Below are 26,818 nucleotides of genomic sequence, written 5' to 3'. Positions count from 1 at the left end.
CCTCAACGGTAGACGAAGACGAACACGCATTCACTTGACCAGTATTAGGCAGGCGAGTAATGTGTTCATTATTGATCCTAACATGTTCAGTACTGATACACAAGAGGGTGAAAAATGAGTGAATCAACATCTGGGACGCCTTGGATCGCCGCGGTAATCCAGGGAACCCCTATCCCGTTTGACCAGCGCCGAACTTTGGCAAAAGTCGAAGACCTTGTTGCTTCTGCTGTTTCCCAAAACGCCAAACTCGTCGTATTTCCAGAAGCATTCGTCGGTGGCTACCCCAAGGGCCACGCATTCGGATCGTACGTTGGTGGACGTACCGACGAAGGAAGGGAGGCCTATCGCGAGTATTGGGAAGCGGCGATCGATGTGCCGGGGCCTTGTGTAGATGAACTTGGTGCAATCGCAGGACGGCACGGTGTTCATTTGGTGATCGGCGTTATCGAACGCGATGCTGGAACGCTCTATTGCTGCGTGCTCTTTTTCGGGCCTACCGGAGATTTCCTTGGCAAGCACCGCAAGCTGATGCCAACCGGAAGCGAACGTCTTATCTGGGGTTATGGCGACGGATCGACCATGCCAGTACTAGATACCGCACTTGGAAAACTTGGCGCAGTGATTTGCTGGGAAAACTACATGCCGATGATGCGCACTGCTATGTATGCCAAGGGTATACAGCTTTATTGCGCGCCGACAGCCGATTCCAGGCCGTCATGGGTAGCTTCAATGCAACACATTGCCATCGAAGGTCGATGCTACGTGCTTGCAAGTAATCAATTCCTTCGGCGAAGCGACTTCCCTGACGCCTATACAAGCCTTTTCGGAGACGACGCCGAAGCGGTGGTTCAAGCCGGAGGGAGCTGCATCATCGATCCTTTTGGACGAATTCTCGCAGGCCCTGCGTTTGGCGAAGAAACCATTCTCACAGCAGAAATAGATCTTCGAAATATTGCACGCGGCAAGTTCGATTTTGACGTAACGGGGCACTACAGCCGCCCAGATATTTTCCGCTTAACGGTTGATGAGCGTCGTCAGTCGCCGGTGACCGTTATTCCATCGACACGCCAACCTGAGAGCAGTTACGAGGATTCGTCCAAATGATCACAAAAGAAGACATTCTCACAGCCGCGCAGCGTATAGCCCCATATATCCGTACCACTCCCACTATGCAGCTGGAAGACGGTTGGTTTGATGTACCTGGTGACACCTTCCTTAAGCTCGAATGTCTTCAGGTGACAGGTTCGTTCAAGCCAAGGGGAGCTTTCAATCGCCTACTCGGCGAGCCTCTTCCACCTGCGGGCGTTATCGCAGCGTCTGGAGGAAATCACGGTATCGCCGTCGCTTACGCAGCGCAGAAACTCGGCGTCCGTGCAGAGATTTTTGTGCCAAGCCTCGCGACTGAACTCAAGCGCAAAATGCTGACAGATCTTGGTGCGCATGTTGTTGTGGCCGGAAATACCTATGTTGAAGCACTCGCAGCTAGTGAAGCTCGGGCCGCCGAAACGGGGGCGTTGACGGTACACGCGTTCAACGACCCCGCCACGGTAGCAGGTCAAGGAACTATTGCTATCGAGCTGGACGCGCAGTTGCCAGACATTGACACGGTACTGGTTTCCGTTGGCGGTGGGGGATACATCGGCGGTCTCGCAGCATGGTTTTCTGGACGCGTCAAAATCGTCTCTGTCGAACCGGAACTATGTCCAACGTTTAATCGTGCATTGGAGGCTCGTGAGCCAGTCGATGTGCAGACAGGGGGCATCGCCGCGGACTCTCTCGGATGCAAACGTGTCGGAGACGTGCCTTTTTCCGTCCTGCTTCCGACCGTGAGCGACTCCGTGCTGGTATCGGAGGACCAGATTCGCGAGGCGCAACAGGTTCTGTGGGAAAAGCTCAGGATCGTCTCGGAGCCTGGCGGCGCAACCGCTTTCGCAGCTCTGCTTTCGGGCGCATATAACCGCTCGCCCAGGGAACGAGTTGCCGTAGTCATTTGCGGTAGCAACGCTGACCCAGCGTCGTTCATCAGATGAAGCGTCAGATGGTTTTGGTTGCCAGGTACGGCAATCATACCTCCTGCAGTGACGACCAAATGAACGCTACTTGGGCGCGCCGAAATACTGCGGCAGTTGAACAAAATATCGCTACGTACACTGCGATGCTTTTTAAGACTGAATCGGTACAGGCAAAGCTGATTGGTGGCGAGATGCTTGAGATGGGGATGTGCGATTTGACCTTCAGCCACAGCCTCCGTCACTGCACCCAGGTTGATCCGTTGATTATTGAGGAGTGAACGTCATGCAATCAATCGCTCAACTCGCACAGCAATTAGCCTCTGGTCAGACTACCAGCCAAGCACTAGTTGAGGCGGTACTTGATCGTATAGATGCCCATCGTAAGGCAGACGGCGCTGCTTTCATAAGTGTGGATGTCGATGCCGCAAAGGCTGCGGCAAGAGCGAGCGATCGAGACAGAGCTGCCGGTCGAGTTCCCTCGTTACTGGCCGGCTTACCTGTGTCCATCAAAGATTTATTCGACGTCAAAGGCCAGGTCACTCGTGCGGGCTCCATATTACTGGACACCGCAATGCCTGCTAAGGCAGATGCAATCGCGGTTAGTCGGTTGCGCGCCGCTGGTGCGATTTTGCTCGGACGGACCAACATGAGTGAGTTCGCTTTCTCCGGCTTGGGTCTAAACCCTCATTACGGAACACCTCGAGTACGTCAGGCGCCTTCGCGCGTGGCCGGTGGGTCGAGTTCTGGCGCCGCTGTAAGCGTCGTAGAGGGAATGGCAGTCGCGGGCCTAGGAACCGACACGGGCGGATCAGTACGTATCCCTTCGGCATTCTGCGGTCTGACCGGATTCAAGCCAACGGCCAGTCGAGTTCCCTTGGACGGTGCATTCCCCTTGGCGCAGAGCCTCGACTCGATCGGACCGTTAGCCCACAGCGTCGAAGACTGCTGGATAATCGACGGAATCCTCGCTGGCACACATTTACAAACTCCTGCATTGCCCCTTGCAGGCTTAAACCTCGCTATTACCCGTGACTACGTTCTTGAAGATATCGATGACGCTACCGCCCGTGCATTTCAGAAGAGCGTTCAACGTCTGACTGCTGCGGGCGCTCACGTGACATGGATTGATTTTCCGGAGCTATATCAGCTTCCGGAGATCAATGATGCCGGTGGCTTCACAGCCGCCGAGGCATGGTACCACCACCGGTATTGGCTAGAGGGTGACCGGCGTCATCTCTATGACCCACTGGTGGCCTACCGCATCAAGCGCGGTAAATCCTTGAGCGCGTTTGACTATCTGCAACTAATTGAATGGCGTCAGCAACTGATTGGGGCTGCTCAACAGCGGCTGGGACATTTTCACGCCTGGCTCATGCCGACCGTGGCAATTGTGGCCCCTCGGATCAGTGCACTCCAGGAGAACACCGCGACGTTTTTCAGTACTAATGGTTTGGTTTTGCGTAACCCGAGCGTCGTTAATTTTCTCGACGGTTGTGCATTGAGCCTGCCTTGTCATGCGCCAGGGGATTTACCCGTTGGACTTTCGGTTGTCGGTCTACATCGACGCGATGCTCAAGTCCTAGCAGTTAGCAAATCGATTGAAAAATGCCTGGCGACCATGCGCGGCGGATAGCTATTGCATGGAACCGGTATAAGGCCTGGTCCCACTGAATCATTTTTGAATTTGCAGCGGTAAACCTACTGTAGATGCGTTTGCTCGTCTGCAAATTAACCAATTGGAGCTGATCAAGCACATGGCGCAGGGAAAGCGCATAGCACCGCGCCACCGGTTGGTGACGCAAAACAACAATAACTAGGAGTCTAAGATGAAAATGTTCGCGTCGTTTTCCCAGAACTTCAAACATAGCTTGAGTATTTCACCTCGATCATCAATCGCCGCAATGGCGTTTACCATCTTGGCTGGTATTGGCCAGTCACAGGCAGCCCCACTCCCCAAGCTCAGCGTTGCCGCAGACCCTAGCGTCAAACCGTTTGCCTACATGGATCAGAAATCACATCAGATGGAAGGCTTTGACATGGATCTGATACGCGCATTGGCGCCGCTGGCTGGATACCAAGTGCAAGTTTTGCCGCTCGACTTCGCGGGCATTATTCCTGCCCTGCAAAGCGGAAACGTCCAAGCCTCGGCATCAAGTATCACAATCACCGACGCCCGCAAAAAAGTCATTGATTTCTCCAATCCTTACTACGACTCAGGCCTGCAAGTCTTGGTGAAGGACGGCCAAAATGGGGTCAGTTCGATGGAAGATCTCAAGGGCAAGACGGTCGCCGCTGTAACCGGATCGACGGGCTACATATTTACCCAGGAAACCTTGGGGAGTGACGTAAAACTCGTCCCTTATGCGACATATGCGGCTGCCTTCCTGGCGTTGACTGTAGGCAATACCGATGCAGTGGTTGGAGATCAACCGATGCTCGCCAACTACTCCACAACTGCTGGCAAGGGCAAGGTCAAAGTGGTCGGTCCGCTCTACCACGGCGAACAATACGGGATAGCCTTCAACAAAGGCAGCCCGTGGGTCGAGCCCACCAACAAAGCACTGCAGACCCTCAAAGAAAACGGCACCTATGCGCAGATTTACCAGAAATGGTTCGGCGTACTGCCTCCACAGACGCCTATTGTCCAACAATAAGTTTCAACAATTGAGGGGCTGCCTTACCGCGGCCCTGATGATTCGAACGAGGTACTCATGAACTTCCAATTTGATTGGCACGCCGCGCTTGCCTGTATTCCTGCATTGCTCAACGGATTGCCCCTAACATTGCTGATTTCACTGGTCGGCGTCGTCATTGGTATGTTGCTCGGGGTGGCCTTTGGTCTCCTGCGTTTGGCTCCTCAGTGGTACCTAAGGGCCTTGGCGGTAATCTACGTCGAGGTATTCCGTGGTACACCCGTGCTAGTTCAGGTGCTGTTCATTTTCTACGGCCTACCGTCGCTACTAGGTCATCCTCTTGATCCACTCACTGCGTCCATCGCAGCGATCGCACTGAACTCTGGCGCCTACATTTCTGAAGTGGTACGCGGCGGTGTGGGTTCCATCGACCGAGGTCAGAGCGAAGCCGGTTTCTCACTGGGCCTTGGCCCGATCCAAAGCTTCGTCTACGTGATCTGGCCTCAGGCACTCAAGCGAATGGCACCGGCGCTTGGTAATCAAATGATTACCAGCATCAAAGATACGTCATTGTTCTCAGTCATCGGGATAGGTGAACTAGTGCGCGAGGGGCAAACATTTATCGCAGCCACATTCAACGCCCTAGAGGTATACCTGATGATTGGGGTGTTCTACTTGATTATCACGCTGACCTTGTCGTTACTGATAAATTTCTACGAAAAAACCCAACTGCAAGGACGGGCGCGGTAATGAAGACGAACGAAATAGTGGTATCCGTCGAAGGCCTGCATAAGCACTATGGAGAGGCTCACGTACTCAAAGGAATAGACCTGCGAGTCACCGCTGGCGAAGTAGTGGTAATCCTTGGAGCCAGTGGCTCAGGAAAATCCACCTTGATCCGCTGCTTAAATGGTCTGGAAACTTACAGCGAAGGACACGTAATCATAGGAGGCCTCGCATTGCCACCTAATCGCCCATCGCTGAAAGTACTCAAGCACATTCGTAAGGACGCTGGAATGGTGTTCCAGCAATTTAATCTCTTTCCGCACAAAACGGTGTTGGAAAACATAACTTTGGCACCATGCAAGGTTCGGGGCAAATCCCGGGAAGCAGCCCGAGAACATGCAGTGGAACTTCTTGAAAAAGTGCGCATCGCGGCGCATGCACATAAGTTCCCTGGACAACTATCCGGCGGTCAACAGCAACGCGTGGCTATTGCACGAGCATTAGCCATGGAACCAAAAATAATGTTGTTTGACGAACCAACGTCCGCATTAGATCCGGAAATGGTAAGCGAAGTATTGGATGTGATGCGCGAACTCGCTCGTTCAGGCATGACTATGATCATCGTTACACATGAGATGAACTTCGCCCGAGAAGTTGCAGATCGCGCCATTTATGTGCATGAAGGACGCGTTCTTGAAGAGGGGCCGCCCCGTCAACTTTTCGAAGCACCACAGCATGAGCGAACTAAGGCATTCTTTTCCAGCGTTCTAAAACAGGCCTAAGGCAAGACTAATAATCCTTCTGCGCAGACGCATTAGCACTTCGAGCGCCTGCCTCAAACTTGTAGCTTTTCGAGCAGCGGCGTGCCTGCAATATTGCATGTACGCTGCACACGAATTTTAAACTACGCAAACGCGCTCTTAACAATCAGATTAAAGCCTGATCAATATCAACGATGGATTATTCACGGGTGTTGCTAGCATGGTTGATTCAAAAGCCTTTCAGGTAATTCTATGAGAAACTCATTAGCACAGTTTGAGCTGATCAAGGCAAAAATAACAAAAAAAACGTCACCAACGAATGTATTTTATGGTCCAAAACTGTACGTTGATGAGCCAGCTGAAAATCATACCGGGTTCATATGGAGTGACTTAGGGAAGGAGAGCCGGTTAATTCAAGATCTATGGGGAGAGGGGTACCTATATAACCTTTCCTTATGGAAAGATATCGATTCCCTACAAGATTATCTATCAAAAACCCCCCATATTGAATTCATGAAGAAAGGTGATGATTGGTTTTACCAAATCTCTAAGCCCAGAACAGTTCTGTGGTGGGTCCCAGAAGGGCATTTTCCATGTGTGCAAGAGGCCCATAATAGACTTGAATTACTTTACGAGATTGGGCCATCGTACCAGGCATTCGATCTTAAAAGCTGCGCCCGGGTTCATCAGTACTAAGATCCACCTTCTCAAGTAAATTTAGGGTTGCCTTCTACGCAGTCTCAATACACTTCACCCCAAGCACGACTGAAATTATCAAAGCGTACTGCGTGCATCTGATTCAGGAAGAAAGCAACTGTGATCAAAAATCTGAAATTTATTCACAAAATACTTATTGCAGTCTGTTTTATTGTTGCGAGTGCATTCACATCATTCGCATTCTATAACGACAACTTACAACGGGGCGCGATCTATAGAGACTTGAATAAAAACCTTCATGAACTGGGCAGCATTACTGCAAGCAATATTGCTAACTGGCTTTATGGCAGGGTTTTGTTGATCGAGAGTCTCTCTCAGGTTTCAGCCATTAACTCGACGACTGAGAGTGCCGCGCTGCTTCTCAAACAACAAGCACTTTCAACGTCATTTCTAACAGTTTTCATAGGGGATAAAGAAGGTAAATTTAGTAACTTTCCAGATAAAAAAATGCCAGATGACTACGATCCCCGCACTCGTCCATGGTACAAAGACGCAATAACAAGCAACAGCTCCACAATCACTGAGCCGTATATTGACGCCTCAAGCGGAAACCTAGTTTTAACGGTCGTTGATGCTGTAAGAAAAAATGGGCAGATCCTTGCTGTTGCTGGCGGAGATCTAAGTTTACAGTCCATTACGGACAGCATTAATTCGCTCGACTTCAATGGTCTAGGGTACGCCTTCCTCGTCAGTGCCGATGGGAAGATACTGGTGCACCCTAATAAATCCTTGGTAATGAAATCAATAAGTGAACTTTACCCAAAAGGCACACCAGGAATTAACTCCGACATCAGTGAAGTTAATTCTAATGGCGAAAACTGGATGGTAACATTCACTCCAATCAAAGGTATCCCCTCACAAAATTGGTATTTAGGCCTATCAATTAATAAGGATAAAGCTTTTTCACAGCTAAACGAGTTTCAAATTTCTGCAATAGTAGCGACATGCGTCGCAGTTATGACCACCATCGTCTTGCTCAGTGTTCTAATTCGGATATTAATGCAACCTTTTCGAGTTATGATTCGAGCAATGCACGACATCGCCGAAGGCGAAGGCGATCTTACGAAGCGTCTCCTCATTCAATCCAAAGATGAATTTGGCACTCTCGGCATGGCATTCAACCGTTTCGTCGATCGGATTCATGGTTCTTTACGTGAAGTTTCATCGGCAACAGAGTTAGTCAATGAAGTAGCTAAGAGGGTTGTAACAGCATCCAGTTCCTCAATGCGTAACTCGGATGAGCAATTCAATCGAACTAATAGTGTCGTAGCGGCTATTAACGAGCTTCGTTCAGCCACTTTAGAGATTGCCAGAAATGCATCTCAGGCCTCGCATGAAGTTAGCGATGCCGGCGGGTTGGCCGCAGGCGGCCAGGAAGTTGTGTTCAGAACAATCAGCGCAATGAAAATGTTGTCAGAGATGCTAAACAGCTCTAGCGGCAATATTGAAACACTTAATAGCAAAACAGTGAATATTGGACAGATTCTCGACGTCATTAGCAGTATCTCTCAGCAAACTAATTTACTGGCACTTAACGCAGCTATTGAAGCTGCCCGTGCCGGCGAGGCCGGACGGGGCTTTGCAGTAGTAGCTGATGAAGTTAGAAATTTGGCTCATCGAACCCAGGAGTCTGCGCATCAGGTCAAAACGATGATCGAAGAACTACAATTAGGCGCACGTGATTCGGTCAGCACTATGAATCAGAGCCAGCGGCACAGTTTGGAAAGTGTGGAGATCGCTAATCTTGCGGGAGAGCGATTGAATAAGGTGACACTGCGCATCGCTGAAATCGATGGCATGAATCAGTCAGTTGCTGCCGCCACAGAAGAGCAAACTGCCGTCGTCGAGTCAATCAATACAGACATTGGGGAAATAAACGCGCTTAATCATGAAGGGGTGGAAAACCTTCAATTGACCTTGCAAGCCTGCTCTGAACTGGAGCAACAAACTGTTCGTTTAAAACAATTGGTTGGCAGCTTTCGCATTTGACACTCATCGATTGACTACAAGGAACTAGCATTCAGAAGCAAATTGATCGTGTGTTGGACATGACGTCGGAAAATCGGTCTCGCAACACACCTACCCTGCGATCGAAGCTGACTGTCTGTGGAGCGCTTCGCACCGACCCGACGCGCGATGACCTTTGCCTTTACTCCTCCAATAATCCGGCGCCATTCTTTATGTTAAAAACTAAGGCGTGTTTTTCTTCATCTTATTGCAGATGAAGCGATGTTGAAGAAAGTCTGGGTTAAGCGCCTCTCCTAAGCCTTCAATGATAAAAACTAAAGCAAACGATGAACAACGAATTTTGAATGGGGCCTATATGACTGATAGAGTTTATTTTCGATCAGATAGCTTGGAAATGAATACATCCGTAGTTAGCTGTCGCGCACATGAAAATGGGCTGTACCGTATAGTACTTTTGGCGACCTTATTTCACCCTCAGGGCGGAGGGCAGCCATCTGACAAGGGGATGATCAACGATGTAAATGTTGTGCAGGTTTTTTTGGATCAAGGAGAGGTTGTACACCTTACAGATGGTCCCGTGGAAATTGGAGTTGTAATTTTAAAGGTGGATGCTGCTTGGCGTAAGCTGCACACTCGCTATCATTCTGCGGGACATCTCATAACCGCAGTCAGCGAACGATATGGTTGGGTTGGGCTGAAAGGAAATCATTGGCCCGGTGAGAGCCGTGTCACGTTAAATCCAAGTAACAATCCTATTTCGTTGACCGAACAAATGCTGGCCATAGCGGTGGCGGAACTAGTTACTCAAAATCTACCTCGCGTGATCGCAGAAAAGGATGGGAAGAGAACCGTTAGATGGGGACCATTGGCGGAGTCCGCCTGCGGCGGTACGCATGTCCAAACGACAGGTGAGATTGGCGCTGTTCAAATCATTCGTGCGCGCTTAAAAAAAGGCCAACTGTCAGTACAATACGAACTCAGCACTCAAGAATAATGTGTAATTAGCTAAACGTTTACCAGCACCAAAGCTATTCCGGTAGCATAATCAGTAAACGCATAGTTAATTTACCTAACCGATTGCTTTATTGTCTAGGCGTTCAATATAGAAAACTTCAGCGACTTCGATTGATAATGCCAACTAAAGACTTTAGAGTCACCGCAGAAATCATTATTAGCGACTAAGTCGAAGTCGTTGCCGGCAAGCATGAGCTTGCCGTTGCTCATCGAAGACCACTTCTTAATCCCGGGCCCAGTCACGTCCGTTGATCGGTGAGTCTCTCGTGATGCCTGGGGAGCCGTAGTATCCAGTTAGTAACGTAAGCGTCTAGGCAATACACCTTCCGAACTCCAGTATTAGGGGAGATGATGTCCGCGTATTTTTAAACGGACGCGATTGACCTTAACTTCAGCCCCCTAATGCACCAACGATTTTTTACCCTAAACCTGTCAAGTCCCAGGTTGTTCAAGAGTATCTGCAATCAGGCGCGACGGAGTCAGAGGTCTATGGAGTGTCAGCGCGTGTGGGCAGAGCAATCTCCGGCACATGCTTGATCATCAACTCCACTACCCAGTCCATGAACACACGTAATTTTCGGCTTACATGGCGGTTCGGCGCATAGGCAATATAGAGTGGCATCGACGCGATATCCCAGTCCTTGAACAGCGGTACAAGTTCGCCGCTCGCCACTGGTTGCAAAGCCATATATCGCGGCAGCCATATTACCCCCAAGCCAGCCTGTCCGGCTGCTAGATATGCATTGCCATCGTCCACTGCCAAAACATGTCGGCCATGCACCTGCAACTGCTCGCCCATGCGCCGCAAGGTGTAGGGGAGAGCTTTGCCTGTTCGTGCCCATCGATACCCCACAACACGATGCTCGCCTTCCTGCAATTCACGCGGATGGGCTGGCACACCATAGAGGGCCAGGTACCTGGGCGCTGCGTACACTCCCAGCGGCAGGTCGGCGATGTGCCGCGCGATCAGGGAGGTATCAGTAATCTCACCGCCGCGAATCACACAATCAACGCTCTCATCTATCAGGCTCACATGACGGTCGCTCACGCCAAGGTCTATCTGGATGTCCGGGTAGCGCTCAAGGAATGCTGGTAGCGCCGGAATCAGTAGCAACCTGGCCAGCGGACTGGGCACATCCACCCGCAGGCGCCCACGCGGCGCAGATGCGGCACTGGATAGCGCGGTTTCAGCGTCATCTAACGCTGCCAACAAGAACTGTACCCGCTCGTAGTAGACGCTGCCATCGGCGGTCACCTTCACCTTGCGCGTGGTGCGATTGAGCAGCTTCACACGCAAGTGCGTCTCCAGTTGCTGGACGAGTTGGCTCACTGTGGTTTTGCTCATGTGCAAGGTGTGGGCGGCCCGAGTAAAGCTGCCGGTTTCTACCACCCGAGCGAAGGCTTGCATGGCATCGAAACGATCCATGGATGCTCCATATTGTTTGGGGATTACAAACAGTAATGACCAGAATTGCCTGTTTATCGGGCCCGAGCAAGCGCCGTAAAGTCCTCATGTAGTTTCCAACTGCTGGAGTTTTCTGATGAACCAACGAGATGTTGTATTCCCCGCCGGCCGTCAGGCCCTTTACGAGCAAAACCGTTATTCAGCTGCGGTACGCGCCAATGGCTTGCTCTTTGTTTCCGGCCAAGTGGGCAGCCGCGAAGATGGGTCACCGGAGCCAGAGCTCAAGGCACAAGTTCGACGCGCTTTCGAGAATCTCAACGCGGTGCTGGCCGCATCCGGTTGCAGATTTGATGATGTCCAAGACGTTACAGTCTTCATGGTTGAACCGCAGAAGATCTTCGAACAGGTGTGGGAGGTCGTACCGGAATATTGGGGCGAGGCGCCTTTTCCCACGGTAACGGTGGTAGGGGTCACTTGGCTGTACGGTTTCGATGTTGAGATCAAGGTTGTGGCTAAACTTCCTAACGTCTGAGTCTACACCTGCTCACCTTAAGCGAACTGGCATAGCTGGTTGCCTAACGGCACCCAGTTATGCGGCAACAACTTAACGATTTCACTCACGCGCTGTGCTGGCAATCGCGTGAGGATGTCCTTCAGATACGCGTACGGATCATGTCCATTCAGCCGCGCCGACTGGATCAAACTCATGATCGCCGCTGCCCGTTTTCCGCTGCGTAGCGACCCTGCGAAGAGCCAGTTCTTGCGCCCAAGAGCCCACGGCCGGATTTGGTTCTCCGCCCAATTGTTGTCTATGGGGACGGCCCCGTCATCGAGGTAGCGCGACAGCGCTGCCCAGCGTTTTAGGCTGTAATCCAGGGCTCTGCTAATAGCCGAACCTTCCGGCACGAGATCTCGCTGGGCGATCATCCAGGCATGCAGCCTTTCCATCACGGGTACGGCTTTTTCTTGCCGTATTCGATGCCGTAACCCCGGTTCCAGGTCGCGGACTTCGCTCTCGATTTCATACAGCAACTGGATATAGCGAAGGGCCTGTTCGGCTAGCATGCTCTTGTTGGTGGCGTGCAGTTCGAAGAACTTGCGCCTTGCATGGGCCATGCAGCCGATCTCGGTCACGCCGAGTTCGAAACTGGCCTTGTAGCCACCAAAATCATCACAGACCAGTTTGCCCTTTCAGTCTTGCAGGAAGTTGCGCGCATGCTCGCCGGCGCGGCTGGGGCTGAAGTCGTAGACGACCGCCGCGGTTTCGCAGAACTGGCTGGTGGCGTATGCCCAGACATAAGAGCGGTGGGTTTTCTTTGTACCTGGCGCGAGCATCTGCACCGGTGTTTCATCGGTATGGATAACCTGCTGACCGAGCACTACGTCACGCAGTGCATCGACCAGGGGCTGCAACTGCACGCCCGTCATGCCCACCCATTGGGCCAACGTGGAACGGGGAATCGCCAAGCCGGCCCGACCGAAAATCGATTCCTGTCGGAACAGCGGCAGATGATCGGAAAACTTGGCGATCATGACGTGGGCCAGCAACCCGGCGGTCGGGATGCCCTTATCAATGACCTGCGCCGGTACGGGTGCCTGGATCAATGTTTCGCAGTCATTGCAGACCCACTTGCCACGGACATGACGTTCAACGGTAAACACGCCGGGCGTGTAGTCCAACTTCTCGCTGACATCTTCACCAATGCGCTTGAGTGCGCAGCCACATGGGCAGTGAGTGTTGTCCGGCTCGTGATGAATCAGTGTGCGTGGAAACTCTGCCGGTAGCGCCGTACGCTTGGGCTTCTGCTTTTTTCAGTCGCTACGGGAGCTGTTTGCAAGGCTTGAAGCTCGGCTTCAATCGCCGCGATATCGGTATCGATCAGGTCATCGAGCAAGCTGGCCTGCTCAGGATTCATCTGCTCGCTGCGCTTGGCAAACTTCAAGCGCTTGAGTTGGGCGATCTCGTGGGTCAGCTTCTCGATCACCGTTTGATCGCGGTTGATCTTCTTACCCATTGTCTCGACCGTCTTGCCCATGGTTTCGACTTGCGAGAGTAGCTGCGCGGCCAAGGCACGCAGTTGGTCAGAGGACATTTGGTCGAGATTGGGCGAAGAAGTCATGCCCCGGATTTTGCCAGAGCGTGCCGTTCACGGCGATAGACCGATAGGCTAATGGCTGCGGTTAAAGCAGTGTGATCGCGCCGCCGGAGCCCGCACGTTGCCATGGTAGCCCCAACACCAACGCCTGAAGTTGTTCGGTATCCAGCTCCATTTCAGCGCCGTGGCGAATGCCTGGCCAGTGAAACTTGCCCTGGTTCAACCGGCGCGCCGCCAGCCAGATCCCGAAGCCGTCATGCACCAGCACTTTCATCCGAGTGGCGCGGCGGTTGGCGAACAGATAAGCACAGTGCGGCTGCGCCGCACCGAACACCGCGATCACTCTGGCTAGTGCGGTCTCAGTGCCCGCTCGCATGTCCATCGGTTCGGTGGCCAGCCAGATGGAGTCGATGCGGATCACAGGGCAAGCCCCCGGATAAAGCGGGCGCAACCTTCAGGGTCGGAAGCTGGCCACTTCACGCAGATTGATTGCTCGCCAAGCAGAAGCTCGATGATCGCCGACGCTTGAGCCTTTGGTTTGGGGTCGACCGGCGCGACTTTCACAGGAACAAAAGCTGGCAGCGCGACTGCCTGTTGATCGCGGAACAGCGGTATCCACCGGCGAACGACATTGGCGTTGATCCCGTGCCTCATCGCAATCGCGGCCACGGAAACTCCGGGCTGCTCACACTCTTGGACGACTTTGGTTTTGAAGGATTTCGGGTAGGACTTACGTTGGCGCATGGTGATCCTGGCGTTAAGGGCAATTGCGTCCGCAAAAATACGCGGACACAATCGTCCTTATGGGCCGGGCTCGGAAGGTGTGTTCACCGGCCCCTTACCATCGTCCTCTCGTGTTGGAAACACCAGCACACTGTATTTCCCTGAGGCATCTGTTTGTGCCTCAGGGAAGTAGAAATGGCGGCCATCATGGAGGGTGTACCGCAGCGAGGCCCCATCCTGACTTCGAGCGATTTCCAACAATATATCCATGTGCCAGTCACCGGTGCCGTTGAGCCACCCAGGTGACACCAACTGTACCGACCTGACTTGGACTCCCGTTTCCGTTAGCTCCAGAAGGGACGTTAGCGCTGGCAAGCCATCCACAAACACTACGTCGTGGAATTCTAGGCCGTCCTCGCATCTGACTATCGTTGTATGAAACCAAGGTGACAGCAGGTGTTGTTGAACAAAATGCCAACCTTGGTGGCCAGGCTCCAGCATTGCTTGAGAGCCTTTCACTTCTGCCTGTTTATTGGTTATGAACACGGCGAACCCTCAGCATGAACAGTATACATTGTAGTCATATACTGTTCGAAAGCGCCTTATCGTTCCTTTTGCAGGGCATGCAAAGTGGAATTGAAAAGTGCTTTCGGGACAGTTCTTCGGTGGCTTCGTGTGAAACAAGGCCGGACGCAGGAGGACTTTTCCACCCTTAGCAGTCGGACTTACATCAGCACATTGGAGCGAGGTTTGTATGCTCCTACTATCGAGAAGCTCGACGACATTGCTGCTGTGCTCGGTACGCACCCCATAACGTTGATGGTCGGTAGCTATGCTCTAAAGGACAATCGTTCTGTTGCGAAAGTCCTTGAGGACGTCATTGGGGAGATCGAGCGTCTTGAGGTCGCCGAGGGCGTTTCGAAGCTTCGCAAGCATTACCCCAAAACCGAGTAAGCGCGAGAGCTTTGGAAACACTCGAGTAATGACTTCAATGCGCTGTATTTCACTTCGTCGTGTCGGCGCATTGGTTCGATGCAGGGATAGTTACCAGAGGGCGATTAAAGACCGGACACCTCCGGGGGGCAGGGTAGGCCCAAATTCTGTAACCCTAATTTTTGCACTGTAAACCACTGTGGTTAACAAGGAACAAAAGTGGTTTACACGGAGCAATTTAAGCCTCGGTTACCAAGGATATTTCTGTACTGACATTTCCCTCGACGCAAAAGGGTGCGAATGCATGCTATGCAAAATCGACCTATCCATGCGGCTTCCTTGAAGTCAGTTCGACAATCTTAGGGTCGTTCAGCTTTGCTTTGAGCACACGGTTATCGTCCATCAGCACCTCATTGATGGATGCGAGATTGGCGACCTTGGCCCGCAATTCTTCGATCTCCTGTCGGTACGCAGCGGACTTCTTACGTTCCGCAATCAAGTCTTGTTGTTTTACATCACGCATGGCGCGACTGGAACGACCTTGAACCTCCCGGATCGCTTCGGCAATTCGTGGGTAGTGGTTGTGAATCAGCGCCGTTGATACGCCCGCCTCACGGGCGACCGCTGCGATGGTAACCTTGGACTCCCCAGTGCGGGTACGACCCTTCTGGATGCGGAGGAGCGCGAGTTTCAGATCCTTCTCGCGATCCTCGGCAGGCTTGTAATTGGTTTGCTTGTCCTTAGGTATCATGCGATTAAAGTCTCCGGGGCCATTCCCAACTGCGCCAGTACGTCACGGCAGCGCTTCAGGTCGCGCTCAACGCGCTGACGTCCGCCCTCGCCGATGTCTGTGCAATGCAGCAGCCCTTTCAGATCATCGTAGAGTCGCTGGTAGATGGCCGCGTGGCCGCGTCCGATCACGGCATGGTTGCAATCGCCGCAGCGGGTACGTTCAAGGGTGTTGCCGACGCAACCGTCATTGTCCGCCGTGCACCAGGCATGGCCGTTGCTGCGGATTGCGGTACTCTCACTAATGGACTTCAACATCGAGGCGTGATCCTTGAAAATCAGCAGGTTCTGCGGCTCCCGCTGCCACTGCTTGAGCGCTTTGCCATAGCCCCCGGCCAAGGATTCGTCACCTAGCCATTTATCTACGACACCGAGTTTTATGTCTTCCACCTCTCCCTGAATATCGGCGTACAGTTCAAGGTCCAGATGTTGTCCCCAGCTATCGTCCATGGCGTAGCCCAAGGTCATGTCCAACGACCAGTGCGCGTAATGCTCCCTGAGGTAGCGCAGATCGCCGAAGCGGCTGTGCGCGGCGTAGTTGGCGAACTTGCGGCGGAACTGATGGGTAGTGAGATTCCAACTCAGACCACAATCCTTGGTGAATGCTTTAAGGCGCCCATTCCAATTTTTGTTGCTAAGCGTGCGTGCCTGATTAATTTTTGGATCCACAGCGAGAAAGAGCGCATGGCGGTGTTTCTGTGCCTCAACGATCTGCGGATCATATGGATTGGCGCGTCTCCGCTGCGTGATTTCGGCGGCAAGCATGGCCTGATAGGGCGTGCTCCAGCGCTCCATCAGGCGCAGGGCGCGCACAGCAACTTCGGGGATCATCCAGTCATGCACACCAGCATCGGTTTTTTCCGAGCGAGAGCGCATCCAGTGGTATATGGTGCCTTCGTCGTCCTCGGTGCGGTGGTGTGCGCCTGACTGTAGATTGGTCAGCTCGTGGTTGCGACAGCCGGAAGTGCTGGCTACGACGATGTAACAAGAAGTCCGCAGATCGAGTAGTGCCTTATTGAGTGAGTTCAGACCGCCCTCCCAACCAAGAGAGCCAAGCTGAAGGTTCTTGGCAGCATAGACGGAACTGGTAGGTTGCCCTTTTCGCTGCGTCGTTAGGGCATCCATTGCATCGCGGAGGTCAAGCAGGTGCTGACCGCTTTCAAGTTGCTGGTAGGCTCGCTCGAACAGGACGCAGAACACATCATCGGAAATTAAATGTGTTTTGCTTATGTAATTGGATCCATGGCCGGTGAGCCCCGCCAATGCCGCCGCTGAAGTCTCGGGCCATGGATGCGTCGGCATCCGGTCGTCGGTGTATTGACTGAGTTCATAGAGCGCTTCGACGGCTTGGAAACGGGATTCCATTATATTTTGCGAAAGTGGCTTATCTTTAGAATGCTTGGTTTGCCGATACGCCTTGCTTGCGTTCACATAGGTCCCGCAAACCATGGGGGTTGCCGCGTAAATGTGATCGAGCTTAAGCGCCTGCAAATGGCGTAAGAATGGCAGTGCATTATGGAATAAAACTTTCGTAGAGCTGCCTTTAGGCCGTATACCGGCTCTGCGGCCACGTCGTAGATAGCGGTACAACATTGCCTTCATCACTTCTCGAAATGCCGACGGTATTTTGTTGAAGTCCAGCCGTCTCCTGCTCATCTCCACGTTGCTGGTGAACCCATCGAGTTGCCAAATATTATCGCGGTAGTGGCTGAGGATGACCCACTTTCCATCGATCTGAGTGCTGCTGACAATTAGGGTTTCGCGCTCGGATGCGGAGAGCCCACGCACATCATCAGGCTGGGCTGCAAAGAAGGCACAGGTTGTTACCACCAAGGTGTTGTCGCTCATGCAAAGACCTCCAAGTTGTCAATCAGATCAACTGTCCAGAATGGATGAGGCAGGATGCGGGCACGCTCACGGGCGGCCTCCACGACGGCTGCCTTGAACGTGCCGCGACGAAGGCCCTCAGCAATGATGTAGTGGTCTATCAAACGGGGGATGTGGGCGTACTCTCGTGCCCAGCGCCGCTTGTCCATACGCGAGCGCTCGGTCAGCACGCGGAAGTAGAAGCTGAACAGTTTGTACAGATCCTCGGCGGTCACCGCATAGTGACTGCACCGCAGGCAGTTTATGAAGTTCGTGCAGGTCGCACCCTCGCGCTTCGGAGCATACTGGCCGTTCACCGGGTCGGCGCAGCGGCCCATGGGGGTATTCTTATAGGTCGCTCCAATGGTCTGGGTTAGCAACTCCTGCACCAGTACCTCACCCATGAACTGCCAGTTGCGACGGGCAACTTCACCGGGTGCCAAGTAGTTTTGGTCGGCTACACGCGGGGTATTGCCGAGTGCCACGGCAGTGGTCGCCAAATCTCCATCGGTCAGCTCGAAGATGCGGTTGGCGAAGGTCTTGCGCAGACGCGAGATGTTAATGCGCAGCGGCCTTCCGTCGCTGTTGGTCAGGTTATAGCGAGCTACAAGGCTGGTTACTGCGTATCCCAACGATGACGCACTCAACGCATGGATTTCGCCGGCATTTTTTCCGGAACGAATGCGATGCAGCCACACTCGGCCCTTGAGGTCGACCGGTGCCTCTGCATCCAGAGGCTCGGTTAGAGTCATCACGCGACGGATCAGCCGTTCCAGGGTGGTTCTCACGCTCGGCGTGGATTCCAAAACGCGTTCGGCGTCTGACTCGGGGCGGAGGGCCACTTTGCTGGAGTTGTAGCCGCGCCGTTTCCATAGCACCAGGAACACAGTGTTATCCTTAGGGTGCGAGCGCAGGCAGTCGCGGCCCATTTCCAGCAGTGGCGTGGTATTGCGTCCAGTGTGCAGTGCCACGACCAGCAGGATAACGCTTAGGAGTTCACCGGTCACAGGTACATCGTCATCCCAAATCGACTTGATGGCCTGCCGCAGCGCCACCGTTAACGCTTGCCGCTCGCGCTTGGACAGCGCCGTCTCGCCATTGACCTTACGGTTGCTATTCGGAAAGGGATTATCCGGGAAGGTCGCGGCATCGCCGGAGGTGACCAGGTGGACCAGTCCACGCCGCCCCAAGGCGAGCAGTACGGACTTGGTCTGTGAATAGGTGGTTCGGTTACTGATAGTTGTCACGTCTAACCCAGCGAGATGGCCGAGATAACCGTCGATTAGATCTCGGGTTATATCGGCCAAATCCAATTCTCGGCCAAATGCCGTTGCCCGCAGCATGCAATAGTCGAGAAAATTGCGCAGTCCCTTGCAGTAGCTAGTCACGGTGCTGGTTGCTAGGACGGCCTCTCCATCTGAGAGGAAGCGCTCGATCTGGCGCTGGCAGGCATGGGTGAGGGGGTCGATGCCAGCGCCGTACCAACGGGCAAAATCGAAGCTACGGATAGTGGTAGTGTTCCGCTTGAACTTGATAATGGTGTTACTCGGCGGTATGGCCTTGCGCAAAATAACCACATTGGCTACTGCATCGCGGCTGTGCTCGACTTGCGAGACACTGAGATCGGTCTTTGTAAATACCTTGCGCTTTCCCATTAGACCGCCTCCGCCAACGCGTTCAACTCATCGTCATAGGCCAGCACCGCTTCGTCGGCCATTTCGTTGACCAAGTGCAGGTACACCATGGTTGTCTGAATCGAACTGTGGCCGAGTTGCCGCTGAACAAACACTAAGGGCTCTAGTCCGCTCGCAGGGTTACGCTGAAGGCTGACCAGGGTTTGGGTGGCGTATGTATGCCGTAGCATGTGCGCATGAACCTTGATTCCAGCTTGCTTGCCAGTCTTGGTGATGATCCGGTTGAGACTCTTGCCGTTGTCCCCATAAGGTTCCCCGGACTTATTGAGGAACAACGCCTTTTGCGGGTTCTTGCTCAGCGAGGCACGCTCGCCGCGCACCTTCGTTGCATAGCGATAGAGATCGGCCATGAATTGTCGGCTAACTTGAATATCTCGCGGCTTGCTGCCTTTGGTCACCATGCCGCTGCCGTCAAACGGATCAAGTCGAATGCGCAGGTTGCGTTCGGTTTTTCCAGCGTTGTCCGGGTCGAAAACATAGACCAGCGGGAAGGCTGCGATTTCCTCGCGGCGCAAACCTGTATACAGCGCTAGGCGTATCATCATCCGATGATGGGGGTTCTCCGCTGCGGTCAGGAGCGATTTGATCTCGGGCATGCTCAGAAAACTGGGTAGGGTCCTGTAGGTACGGGGCATTACATCTTTTGCCATGGTCTTGCCGCCACTGGCATCGACATGGGCTAGGAAGCTCGCTTCACGCTTTACGTTGCGTTCTTCGTAGGTGAAGGGCACGCGATTCACCCACCCCTCCTTCAGGGCGTACTCGTAGAATTTGCAGATGTAAGTCAAGCGCTGGCGGGTGGTATTGCGTGTCAGTTTGCACGTCGTCATGCAATAGTCCCGATAGGCTGCCACCAGGCTCTTTGCCTCGCCACGATCAACGTCACGCCAGTCCAACTCATGGGCTTGGAGGAAGCTGAAGAAATCGTAAAGAGCACGCCCAGTACTGGGCCAAGAACGATTAGACCCGATAGCTCCGCGAAGCAAGTAGTGGCGGAAGAATTGATTGACGGGGATACAACTCTCCATCGAATCCCACAGAAGAATGGGAAATTCCGGGAAGGGTTGCCCAGCAATCACAAAATCTTGAGTAGCCCTCACAAGCTCCATCTGCCATCCCTACGTTGACCAGACACCCAATCCCTTTTGTCTGCTTTAACAGATTCAGGGCCATTAGATCGCCCCTTAATCACCAGCTCAGGCTATGAGGTCGTAAGGGGCTGCCATCTAATACAATGGGAATCTAACGCTTGCAAGGTGTCAGATCATTGCATTACCACCAGTATTTCCCGAAATTTTCCGGATTGGCCCAGAAGCGCGAATTGAGCCAGTCGGGGACTTGTTTGTATTCAAGCAGATCGTAGGTAAACAGGGTCAAGACCTGTTCGTCCCGTTGAAAGCGTTCGCTGGCTTGCAGGGCCAGGGAGAAAAAGTCCGTTTCCTGCCAGCCACAGGCCGGCAGATCTGCCAGCACTGCTATACGGCTGGCATTGAGGTTGCGGATGCCGCCTAGCAGGTTCAGGCCGTCGCGCTTGGGCAAATGCTCCAGGCAATCGACCACCAGGGCCAGGTCGAAACGGCGGGCCGCCAACTCGTCGGGCAATGGGCCGGGGGGCGCGAAAGCGACGCAACTGTCCGGGTGAGCGAGTTTGAAAGCCTCCAGCGCCGGGAACTCGCTGGCGCCGATCAACAACAGGCGCGCGGGGGCATATCGGTCAAGTAACGCGGCCAGTGCCTGCTGCGGCGTGCGTGAAGAAATACCTGCAATCATCAAAGATCCTCAATCAGATCCGCCAAGACTAGCCTGCCCGAACGTTCGGGCCTAGAGCGGCTTGGCGGTAAAAGCGCCAACCCGTCGTTAACGCGTGAATAAACAGCATGGCCTATTGCTGGCGGAGATTAAAACTCGGGTCTTTACTACCTGAATCGGTTCCAAGCCGATCCTTCAGGAGAAAACTAGATGAGCATAGTTCGGACAGCATTACCCTTGGTTCTGCTAACCAGTGTCTTGACTGGTTGCGCAGGTTTGCAGAAAACCGACTGGCCGACCTGTGCGGCGGTTGGTGGTGTCGTGGGTGCGGGCCTCGGTGCGACCGAAAGCTCGGCATGGGCAGGGTATGGTGCTCTGCTCGTCGGCGGTACGGCAGCGGCTTATTGCTGGGTTCACGGTGATGGCGACGAAGACGGCGATGGTGTACCGGATAGCCGCGACAAGTGCCCGGGCACGCCTAAAGGCGTTCATGTCGATGCCAACGGTTGCCCACCACCGGCACCTGTGGTCGAAGAGGCGGTTGTGGTCAAGGAAGAAACCATCGTCATCCGCGATGTTCACTTCCAGTTTGATAAAGCCACGCTTACCTCGTCCGACAAACAGGTACTCGACAAGATTGCCACTCGCCTGAAAGCCGAAGCACCGACTGCTCGACTGACCGTAACCGGCCATACCGACAGCGTAGGCAGCGATTCCTACAACCAGAAACTGTCGGATAAACGCGCCCACTCGGTGGTTGAATACCTCATCGAGCAAGGCGTACCTCGCAGCAACTTCGTGTCGGTTGTCGGTGCCGGTGAAAGCCAGCCGGTTGCAGACAACAAAACCGCTGACGGTCGTGCACAGAACCGTCGTACGGAAATCAAAATCCAGCGTTAAGCCCCCTCGCATCCGCGCCTTGTGCAGTCGCGGATGCGGGTCTTTACTCCTGTGTAACCGGTATTGGCCGGGGACACAGGAGCTTTCAACATGATAGTTCTCACAAGGACCGTCTTGCCGGTTCTGCTACTTGGCAGCCTCTTGACCGGCTGTGCGACCCACAGTGACGGCACTGCCCCCCTCAATCAACGCACCTGGCCAATTTGCAGCCTCATCGGCGGCCTGGTCGGTGGTGGCCTGGGCGCAATCGAAAGTGGCAGTTGGGCCGCGGGTGGGGCGGCGCTGGGTATCCTGTCCGGCGGCTTGATCTGCTATGCCCAGGATGGCGACGAAGACGGCGATGGCATTTTCGACCGACGTGACCGTTGCCCTGACACACCCGCCAATACCCTGGTCGATCACCACGGTTGCTCGGTGCCGCAGTATCCGGACAGCGTACAGGCCGAACCTGTGCAATCGGAAGTCATTACTCTGAGCGATGTACTGTTTGTCTTCAATCAATCCGACCTGACCCCGACGGCGAAGAGTCAACTGGTCGCGTTGATGAGCAAGTTCGAGGATGCCGATGTGGTCAGCATCAAGGTGGTCGGCCATACAGACAGCGTCGGTTCGGATGCCTATAACCAGAGCTTGTCGGAGCGGCGTGCCAGCAGCGTGGCGGAATACCTGTTGAGCCAGGGTGTGGCGCCGAACAAAGTCACCAGCGAAGGCAAGGGCAAGAGCCAGCCGATCGCCGATAACGAAACAGAAGAAGGCCGTGCGAAAAATCGTCGCGTGGACCTGCATATAAACCGCTGAGCCAAGAGATAGAGCCGTCGGGCGACAGGTTTGATCGCTGTGACGGCCGTTCGGCGGCCATCATGAAGATTTTTCCATTGCCCTCTGGCTTATCCCGCGTGGAAGCCGTTACTGTGCGCGCAAACAATAATTCTCATCGGGGGAGCGTATGAAAGTCTTATGGGGGCTGGGGCGGTTGCTGACCCTGCTGTTCTGGTCGGTGGTGCTGGTCAATCTGCTCACGCCGTTCGTCTTTCCGCTGCACCTGTTGGTCAATCTAGCCGGTGGCCTGTTGGGGGGCATCCATCTTCTGGAAGCGTTGCTGTGCTATCGCAGCCTCCGGGGGCGCGCCCATCCCTGGCTTGACCGACTGAAGATCATCATTTTCGGTGTGTTCCACCTGCAAACCATTCCAGCCCCCACCGCTTCGAAGGCTTCCCATGCGTAAACTCTGTCTGCTCGCCGCACTCATCAGCCCATTGGCCAGCGCACAGGTGGTGAGTGTCGAACCCAACTCGCTGATGCGCTTGCCCAACACCACCAGCACCCTGCAACTGGAACGCCTGGAAGTGGCCGATTACGGCACCTTGCTGATCCCCTCGAATGTGACCGAAGTTACCGTGGGTGAATTGCATCTGGGGCGTGAAGCACGCATTGCCATAGTGCCCGGGGAACAGGCGCTGGCGCTGAAGGTCCGTCGGGCCGATTTGTCCGAAGGCAGCCAGATCACCGCTCGTGGCGCACCTGGGACTTACCAGAAGGCCGCTCGATCTGGGCGCAACCTTGATTTGCAGATCAAGGCACTGAACGCACCGCAATTGATCGTTGATGCTCGCGGTGGTGCGGGCGCACCGGGGTTTGTGGGTCTTGATGGGGCCAACGGCCAGGAACCGGGCTGCACCTGGGGGCAGGCCGGTCGCGGTGCCGATGGCAGTGATGGCAGCAATGGTCAGCCGGGGGCACCGGGGGCGCTGGTCAAACTGGCAGTGCCGCACGATTTCCCGGCCGACCGGATCAAGGTTCAGGTGGCCGGTGGTGTCGGTGGCCTGGCCGGCCCTGGCGGCAAACCGGGTGCGGGTGGCAAGGCCAAGGGCTGCCTGGTTTACAAGGCCGATGGCGGCAAGAGCGGTAAACCTGGGGCTGATGGTCAGCCTGGGCCAGAAGGCGCGGCGGGTTCGGTGACTGTGCAGCGGATGTAAGCAACACCGAGATCCCTGTGGCGAGGGAGCAAGCTCCCTCGCCACACCAAGCTCCCAAGCCAGAGTTACTTCACAACATCGGCCGTGCTGCAGCAATCGCCACCACAGCCAACCCCACCAACAAATTGATCCCCACCAATCGGCGAATCCGCCCCAGTACCGCCGCCCCGGCCGGCCAATCCTGCTCGGCCACGGCTGAGCGCAACTCCGGCAGCATCAGCGCCTGAATGCGGATAAACAACGCGGTCATCACCACATACAACCCCATCATCACCTGCACATAGCGCGGTGCGGCTTCAAAACCGTTGAAGTGCAGATGCAACATGCCCACGCCGCTGATTGGCAGCAGTACAACCGCCACCCAGACCCAGCGGAAAAAACCTTGAAACACTTCTACCCACAACTTCAGTCGGGCAGGGCCTTCAAGTGCCTTCATCGCGGCGGGGCGCAGGACCATCCAGGCGAAAAACATGCCGCCGACCCAGACCAGGGCGGCCAGTACATGCAGGCTATAAACGAGGCTAAAAGGTGTCATTGGGTTACTCCGTTCTGCGCAGGATTCATTAGCGGGGTATGATAGCGACCGAACCGAACTACTGAAAATTTATCCAGCGTTTTTTGCGCCCGACAATCCATGATCAGCACCGAACTCAAAACCACGATCCAGGGCGCCTACTCGCGTTTTCTCGAAGCCAAGAGCCTCAAGCCGCGCTACGGCCAACGCCTGATGATCGCCGAAGTCGCCAAGGTCCTGGGTGATATCGACACCGACGACGAAGGCCGGCGCAGCGGCGAGCCCGCAATTGTCGCGGTAGAGGCCGGCACCGGTACCGGCAAGACCGTGGCCTACAGCCTGGCGGCGATTCCCACGGCCAAGGCTGCCGGCAAGCGCCTGGTGATCGCCACGGCTACCGTGGCCCTGCAGGAGCAGATCGTCTACAAGGACTTGCCCGACCTGATGCGCAACAGCGGGCTGAACTTCAGCTTCGCCCTGGCCAAGGGGCGCGGGCGCTACATGTGCCTGTCCAAGCTCGACATGTTGCTCCAGGAAGGCCACGCGCAGACTGCCACTGCACAACTGTTCGAAGAAGAAGGCTTCAAGATCGAGGTCGACGAGGCCAGCCAGAAGCTGTTCACCAGCATGATCGAAAAGCTCGCCGGCAATAAGTGGGACGGCGACCGCGACAGTTGGTCCACCGCCCTAGAGGACGCCGACTGGGCGCGCCTGACCACCGATCACAGCCAGTGCACCAACCGCCATTGCCCGAACTTCGGCCAGTGCGCCTTCTACAAGGCCCGCGAAGGCATGGGCAAGGTCGACGTGATTGTCACCAACCACGACATGGTCCTGGCTGACCTGGCCCTGGGCGGCGGCGCTGTGCTGCCGGACCCGCGCGACACCATCTACGTGTTCGACGAAGGCCATCACCTGCCGGACAAGGCCATCGGTCACTTCGCCCATTACACGCGCCTGCGCTCCACCGCCGACTGGCTGGAAACCACCGCCAAGAACCTCACCAAACTGCTGGCCCAGCACCCGTTGCCCGGCGACCTGGGCAAGTTGATCGAGCAGGTGCCGGAGCTGGCGCGGGAGATCAAGACCCAGCAGCAATTCATGTTCACCGCCTGCGAGCAGATTGCCGATTTCAAACCCGGCGAAGACGTTGAAGGCCGCGAGCGCCCGCGTCACCGATTCGTTGGCGGGGTGATTCCCGAGCACATGCGTGAAATGGGCATCGAACTGAAAAAAGGCTTCGCGCGCCTGACCGATCTGTTTACTCGCCTGACCGACCTGCTCAAGGAAGGCATGGACGGCGAGGTCAACATTGGCATCGCCAGCAATCAGGCTGAAGAGTGGTATCCGCTGTTCGGCAGCCTGTTGTCGCGTTCTTCCGGCAACTGGGAGCTGTGGACAGCCTTCACCGTCGAAGACCCGGAAGACAACCCGCCCATGGCCCGCTGGCTGACCCTGGCCGAAAGCGGTTCGCTGTTCGACATCGAGGTCAACGCAAGTCCCATCCTCGCGGCGGAAATGCTCCGGCGCAACCTGTGGAACGTGGCGTATGGCTGTCTGGTGACTTCGGCGACCTTGACGGCCCTCGGCACCTTCGACCGCTTCCGCATGCGCGCCGGCCTGCCGAAAAAAGCCGTGACGGCGGTGGTGCCGAGCCCGTTCCATCACGCCGACGCCGGTGTGCTGCGGGTGCCGAACCTGAACGCCGACCCGCGTGATGCAGCGGCGCATACCGCCGCGATCATTCGTGATCTGCCTGAATTGGTCGAAGGCTCGCGGGGCACGCTGGTGCTGTTTTCCTCACGTAAACAGATGCAGGACGTGTTCGATGGCCTCGACCGCGACTGGCGCAAGCAAGTGTTCATTCAAGGCAACCTGTCGAAACAGGAAACCCTGAACAAGCACAAGGCGCGAGTCGATGGCGGGGATTCCAGCGTGTTGTTCGGCCTGGCGAGCTTCGCCGAAGGGGTCGATTTGCCCGGTGCCTATTGCGAGCACGTGGTCATTGCCAAGATTCCTTTCTCGGTACCCGATGATCCCGTCGAAGCGGCGCTGTCGGAATGGATCGAAGCCCGGGGTGGCAATCCGTTCATGGAAATCTCCGTGCCGGACGCCTCGCTGAAGCTGGTCCAGGCCTGCGGGCGCTTGCTGCGCACCGAAGAAGACCGCGGCACCATCACCTTGCTCGACCGGCGCCTGGTGACCCAGCGCTATGGCAAAGCCATCCTCAACGCGTTGCCGCCGTTCCGTCGAGAAATTTCCTGAAGCACCGGTGGGCAGTTTTGCCCACCGCGTTGTCTATCTCTCTGCCATCGCTTTTCCACTGGCCCATTGAAGGTCGT

The 26,818-nt window shown here is 54.8% G+C and carries 26 protein-coding genes and 1 pseudogene; 17 read left to right on the top strand and 10 right to left on the bottom strand.

Annotation, left to right across the window (positions count from 1 at the left end):
• The first annotated feature begins 114 nt into the window (after nt 1-114).
• The 10 genes from PMI29_RS18295 (at nt 115) to PMI29_RS31010 (ending at nt 9,811) form a co-directional block, all read left to right on the top strand.
• The gene (locus PMI29_RS18295; RefSeq protein WP_007996854.1) at nt 115-1,104 is read left to right on the top strand and encodes a nitrilase-related carbon-nitrogen hydrolase; all 990 of its coding nucleotides are present in this window, start codon (nt 115-117) and stop codon (nt 1,102-1,104) included.
• On the top strand, nt 1,101-2,030 hold the full coding sequence (locus PMI29_RS18300) for a threonine/serine dehydratase (RefSeq protein WP_007996853.1): 930 nt from the start codon (nt 1,101-1,103) through the stop codon (nt 2,028-2,030). The genes PMI29_RS18295 and PMI29_RS18300 overlap by 4 nt, the downstream gene beginning before the upstream one ends.
• On the top strand, nt 2,027-2,290 hold the full coding sequence (locus PMI29_RS18305; protein ID WP_007996852.1) for a hypothetical protein: 264 nt from the start codon (nt 2,027-2,029) through the stop codon (nt 2,288-2,290). The genes PMI29_RS18300 and PMI29_RS18305 overlap by 4 nt, the downstream gene beginning before the upstream one ends.
• A gap of 5 nt (nt 2,291-2,295) precedes the next feature.
• The gene (locus PMI29_RS18310; RefSeq protein ID WP_007996851.1) at nt 2,296-3,645 is read left to right on the top strand and encodes an amidase; all 1,350 of its coding nucleotides are present in this window, start codon (nt 2,296-2,298) and stop codon (nt 3,643-3,645) included.
• A gap of 193 nt (nt 3,646-3,838) precedes the next feature.
• The gene (locus PMI29_RS18315) at nt 3,839-4,666 is read left to right on the top strand and encodes a transporter substrate-binding domain-containing protein (protein ID WP_007996849.1); all 828 of its coding nucleotides are present in this window, start codon (nt 3,839-3,841) and stop codon (nt 4,664-4,666) included.
• Between the two features lie 57 nt (nt 4,667-4,723).
• A complete protein-coding gene (locus PMI29_RS18320) occupies nt 4,724-5,395 on the top strand; it encodes an amino acid ABC transporter permease (protein WP_007996847.1) in 672 nt (223 codons plus the stop codon).
• Complete coding sequence (locus tag PMI29_RS18325) at nt 5,395-6,153, top strand: amino acid ABC transporter ATP-binding protein (protein ID WP_007996845.1); 759 nt, start codon at nt 5,395-5,397, stop codon at nt 6,151-6,153. Before PMI29_RS18320 ends, PMI29_RS18325 begins: the two co-directional genes overlap by 1 nt.
• A gap of 231 nt (nt 6,154-6,384) precedes the next feature.
• On the top strand, nt 6,385-6,828 hold the full coding sequence (locus PMI29_RS31015) for a DUF3291 domain-containing protein (RefSeq protein WP_081501653.1): 444 nt from the start codon (nt 6,385-6,387) through the stop codon (nt 6,826-6,828).
• Nucleotides 6,829-6,948: 120 nt separating this feature from the next.
• Entirely contained in the window at nt 6,949-8,838 is a 1,890-nt protein-coding gene (locus PMI29_RS18330; protein WP_007996843.1) for a methyl-accepting chemotaxis protein, read from the top strand.
• A 283-nt stretch (nt 8,839-9,121) separates the two neighbouring features.
• Nucleotides 9,122-9,811 carry an alanyl-tRNA editing protein gene (locus PMI29_RS31010; protein ID WP_157221359.1) on the top strand — a complete coding sequence of 230 codons (690 nt, stop codon included), beginning with the start codon at nt 9,122-9,124 and terminating at the stop codon, nt 9,809-9,811.
• A 507-nt stretch (nt 9,812-10,318) separates the two neighbouring features.
• On the opposite strand, the gene PMI29_RS18335 is transcribed toward PMI29_RS31010, so the two are convergent.
• Nucleotides 10,319-11,257, bottom strand: a complete 939-nt coding sequence (locus PMI29_RS18335; RefSeq protein ID WP_007996840.1) for a LysR family transcriptional regulator — start codon at nt 11,255-11,257, stop codon at nt 10,319-10,321.
• A gap of 115 nt (nt 11,258-11,372) precedes the next feature.
• Between PMI29_RS18335 and PMI29_RS18340 the strand changes: the two genes are divergently transcribed.
• Nucleotides 11,373-11,768: a RidA family protein gene (locus PMI29_RS18340; protein WP_007996838.1), complete on the top strand. Its 396-nt coding sequence runs from the start codon at nt 11,373-11,375 to the stop codon at nt 11,766-11,768.
• A gap of 17 nt (nt 11,769-11,785) precedes the next feature.
• On the opposite strand, the pseudogene tnpC reads toward PMI29_RS18340, so the two are convergent.
• The 3 genes and pseudogenes from tnpC to tnpA all read right to left on the bottom strand — a co-directional run bounded on the left by tnpC (nt 11,786) and on the right by tnpA (nt 14,076).
• Nucleotides 11,786-13,356 (bottom strand): annotated as a pseudogene (gene tnpC, locus PMI29_RS0130020) (IS66 family transposase).
• Nucleotides 13,357-13,417: 61 nt separating this feature from the next.
• The gene (gene tnpB, locus PMI29_RS32545) at nt 13,418-13,753 is read right to left on the bottom strand and encodes an IS66 family insertion sequence element accessory protein TnpB (RefSeq protein WP_007996831.1); all 336 of its coding nucleotides are present in this window, start codon (nt 13,751-13,753) and stop codon (nt 13,418-13,420) included.
• Nucleotides 13,750-14,076 (bottom strand): IS66-like element accessory protein TnpA, encoded by a 327-nt coding sequence (gene tnpA / locus PMI29_RS18350; RefSeq protein ID WP_007996828.1) that lies wholly within the window; start codon nt 14,074-14,076, stop codon nt 13,750-13,752. The genes tnpB and tnpA overlap by 4 nt, the downstream gene beginning before the upstream one ends.
• 609 nt (nt 14,077-14,685) lie before the next feature.
• On the opposite strand from tnpA, the gene PMI29_RS0130010 reads away from it, so the two are divergent.
• A complete protein-coding gene (locus PMI29_RS0130010) occupies nt 14,686-15,009 on the top strand; it encodes a helix-turn-helix domain-containing protein (RefSeq protein ID WP_033052252.1) in 324 nt (107 codons plus the stop codon).
• Between the two features lie 301 nt (nt 15,010-15,310).
• Here the strand turns inward: PMI29_RS0130010 and PMI29_RS18355 are convergent, their stop codons facing one another.
• From PMI29_RS18355 to PMI29_RS18375, 5 genes are all read right to left on the bottom strand, one after another.
• Nucleotides 15,311-15,739, bottom strand: a complete 429-nt coding sequence (locus tag PMI29_RS18355) for a hypothetical protein (protein WP_007996824.1) — start codon at nt 15,737-15,739, stop codon at nt 15,311-15,313.
• Complete coding sequence (locus PMI29_RS18360; RefSeq protein WP_007996821.1) at nt 15,736-17,625, bottom strand: hypothetical protein; 1,890 nt, start codon at nt 17,623-17,625, stop codon at nt 15,736-15,738. Before PMI29_RS18360 ends, PMI29_RS18355 begins: the two co-directional genes overlap by 4 nt.
• Nucleotides 17,622-19,298, bottom strand: a complete 1,677-nt coding sequence (locus tag PMI29_RS18365) for a hypothetical protein (RefSeq protein WP_007996819.1) — start codon at nt 19,296-19,298, stop codon at nt 17,622-17,624. Before PMI29_RS18365 ends, PMI29_RS18360 begins: the two co-directional genes overlap by 4 nt.
• The gene (locus PMI29_RS18370) at nt 19,298-20,446 is read right to left on the bottom strand and encodes a tyrosine-type recombinase/integrase (RefSeq protein ID WP_007996817.1); all 1,149 of its coding nucleotides are present in this window, start codon (nt 20,444-20,446) and stop codon (nt 19,298-19,300) included. The genes PMI29_RS18365 and PMI29_RS18370 overlap by 1 nt, the downstream gene beginning before the upstream one ends.
• A 163-nt stretch (nt 20,447-20,609) precedes the next feature.
• On the bottom strand, nt 20,610-21,107 hold the full coding sequence (locus tag PMI29_RS18375; RefSeq protein WP_007996815.1) for a DUF6231 family protein: 498 nt from the start codon (nt 21,105-21,107) through the stop codon (nt 20,610-20,612).
• Between the two features lie 189 nt (nt 21,108-21,296).
• On the opposite strand from PMI29_RS18375, the gene PMI29_RS18380 reads away from it, so the two are divergent.
• From PMI29_RS18380 to PMI29_RS18395, 4 genes are all read left to right on the top strand, one after another.
• Nucleotides 21,297-21,986 carry an OmpA family protein gene (locus tag PMI29_RS18380; protein ID WP_007996813.1) on the top strand — a complete coding sequence of 230 codons (690 nt, stop codon included), beginning with the start codon at nt 21,297-21,299 and terminating at the stop codon, nt 21,984-21,986.
• Between the two features lie 90 nt (nt 21,987-22,076).
• Entirely contained in the window at nt 22,077-22,784 is a 708-nt protein-coding gene (locus PMI29_RS18385; protein ID WP_007996811.1) for an OmpA family protein, read from the top strand.
• 148 nt (nt 22,785-22,932) lie between these two features.
• Nucleotides 22,933-23,211 carry a DUF1145 domain-containing protein gene (locus PMI29_RS18390; protein WP_007996809.1) on the top strand — a complete coding sequence of 93 codons (279 nt, stop codon included), beginning with the start codon at nt 22,933-22,935 and terminating at the stop codon, nt 23,209-23,211.
• The gene (locus PMI29_RS18395; RefSeq protein WP_007996807.1) at nt 23,204-23,962 is read left to right on the top strand and encodes a hypothetical protein; all 759 of its coding nucleotides are present in this window, start codon (nt 23,204-23,206) and stop codon (nt 23,960-23,962) included. The genes PMI29_RS18390 and PMI29_RS18395 overlap by 8 nt, the downstream gene beginning before the upstream one ends.
• Nucleotides 23,963-24,032: 70 nt before the next feature.
• Here the strand turns inward: PMI29_RS18395 and PMI29_RS18400 are convergent, their stop codons facing one another.
• On the bottom strand, nt 24,033-24,497 hold the full coding sequence (locus PMI29_RS18400; protein ID WP_007996806.1) for a CopD family protein: 465 nt from the start codon (nt 24,495-24,497) through the stop codon (nt 24,033-24,035).
• 99 nt (nt 24,498-24,596) lie between these two features.
• Here PMI29_RS18400 and dinG point away from each other — a divergent pair, with 99 nt between their 5' ends.
• Nucleotides 24,597-26,741, top strand: a complete 2,145-nt coding sequence (gene dinG, locus PMI29_RS18405; RefSeq protein WP_007996804.1) for an ATP-dependent DNA helicase DinG — start codon at nt 24,597-24,599, stop codon at nt 26,739-26,741.
• Nucleotides 26,742-26,818: the final 77 nt, after the last annotated feature.

This window comes from Pseudomonas sp. GM49 (assembly GCF_000282355.1).
Taxonomy (GTDB): domain Bacteria; phylum Pseudomonadota; class Gammaproteobacteria; order Pseudomonadales; family Pseudomonadaceae; genus Aquipseudomonas.
The sequence above is the reverse complement of the archived record's forward strand: the minus strand, read 5'-3'. Positions and strand labels throughout refer to the sequence as shown.

Excerpts from the sequence above, each read along its gene's own strand:
- PMI29_RS18295 (WP_007996854.1), top strand. The coding sequence starts at position 115 with ATGAGTGAATCAACATCTGGGACGCCTTGGATCGCCGCGGTAATCCAG.
- PMI29_RS18300 (WP_007996853.1), top strand. The coding sequence starts at position 1,101 with ATGATCACAAAAGAAGACATTCTCACAGCCGCGCAGCGTATAGCCCCA.
- PMI29_RS18305 (WP_007996852.1), top strand. The coding sequence starts at position 2,027 with ATGAAGCGTCAGATGGTTTTGGTTGCCAGGTACGGCAATCATACCTCC.
- PMI29_RS18310 (WP_007996851.1), top strand. The coding sequence starts at position 2,296 with ATGCAATCAATCGCTCAACTCGCACAGCAATTAGCCTCTGGTCAGACT.
- PMI29_RS18315 (WP_007996849.1), top strand. The coding sequence starts at position 3,839 with ATGAAAATGTTCGCGTCGTTTTCCCAGAACTTCAAACATAGCTTGAGT.
- PMI29_RS18320 (WP_007996847.1), top strand. The coding sequence starts at position 4,724 with ATGAACTTCCAATTTGATTGGCACGCCGCGCTTGCCTGTATTCCTGCA.
- PMI29_RS18325 (WP_007996845.1), top strand. The coding sequence starts at position 5,395 with ATGAAGACGAACGAAATAGTGGTATCCGTCGAAGGCCTGCATAAGCAC.
- PMI29_RS31015 (WP_081501653.1), top strand. The coding sequence starts at position 6,385 with ATGAGAAACTCATTAGCACAGTTTGAGCTGATCAAGGCAAAAATAACA.
- PMI29_RS31010 (WP_157221359.1), top strand. The coding sequence starts at position 9,122 with ATGATAAAAACTAAAGCAAACGATGAACAACGAATTTTGAATGGGGCC.
- PMI29_RS18335 (WP_007996840.1), bottom strand. The coding sequence starts at position 11,257 with ATGGATCGTTTCGATGCCATGCAAGCCTTCGCTCGGGTGGTAGAAACC.
- PMI29_RS18340 (WP_007996838.1), top strand. The coding sequence starts at position 11,373 with ATGAACCAACGAGATGTTGTATTCCCCGCCGGCCGTCAGGCCCTTTAC.
- tnpA (WP_007996828.1), bottom strand. The coding sequence starts at position 14,076 with ATGCGCCAACGTAAGTCCTACCCGAAATCCTTCAAAACCAAAGTCGTC.
- PMI29_RS18355 (WP_007996824.1), bottom strand. The coding sequence starts at position 15,739 with ATGATACCTAAGGACAAGCAAACCAATTACAAGCCTGCCGAGGATCGC.
- PMI29_RS18360 (WP_007996821.1), bottom strand. The coding sequence starts at position 17,625 with ATGAGCGACAACACCTTGGTGGTAACAACCTGTGCCTTCTTTGCAGCC.
- PMI29_RS18365 (WP_007996819.1), bottom strand. The coding sequence starts at position 19,298 with ATGGGAAAGCGCAAGGTATTTACAAAGACCGATCTCAGTGTCTCGCAA.
- PMI29_RS18370 (WP_007996817.1), bottom strand. The coding sequence starts at position 20,446 with ATGGAGCTTGTGAGGGCTACTCAAGATTTTGTGATTGCTGGGCAACCC.
- PMI29_RS18375 (WP_007996815.1), bottom strand. The coding sequence starts at position 21,107 with ATGATTGCAGGTATTTCTTCACGCACGCCGCAGCAGGCACTGGCCGCG.
- PMI29_RS18380 (WP_007996813.1), top strand. The coding sequence starts at position 21,297 with ATGAGCATAGTTCGGACAGCATTACCCTTGGTTCTGCTAACCAGTGTC.
- PMI29_RS18385 (WP_007996811.1), top strand. The coding sequence starts at position 22,077 with ATGATAGTTCTCACAAGGACCGTCTTGCCGGTTCTGCTACTTGGCAGC.
- PMI29_RS18390 (WP_007996809.1), top strand. The coding sequence starts at position 22,933 with ATGAAAGTCTTATGGGGGCTGGGGCGGTTGCTGACCCTGCTGTTCTGG.
- PMI29_RS18395 (WP_007996807.1), top strand. The coding sequence starts at position 23,204 with ATGCGTAAACTCTGTCTGCTCGCCGCACTCATCAGCCCATTGGCCAGC.
- PMI29_RS18400 (WP_007996806.1), bottom strand. The coding sequence starts at position 24,497 with ATGACACCTTTTAGCCTCGTTTATAGCCTGCATGTACTGGCCGCCCTG.
- dinG (WP_007996804.1), top strand. The coding sequence starts at position 24,597 with ATGATCAGCACCGAACTCAAAACCACGATCCAGGGCGCCTACTCGCGT.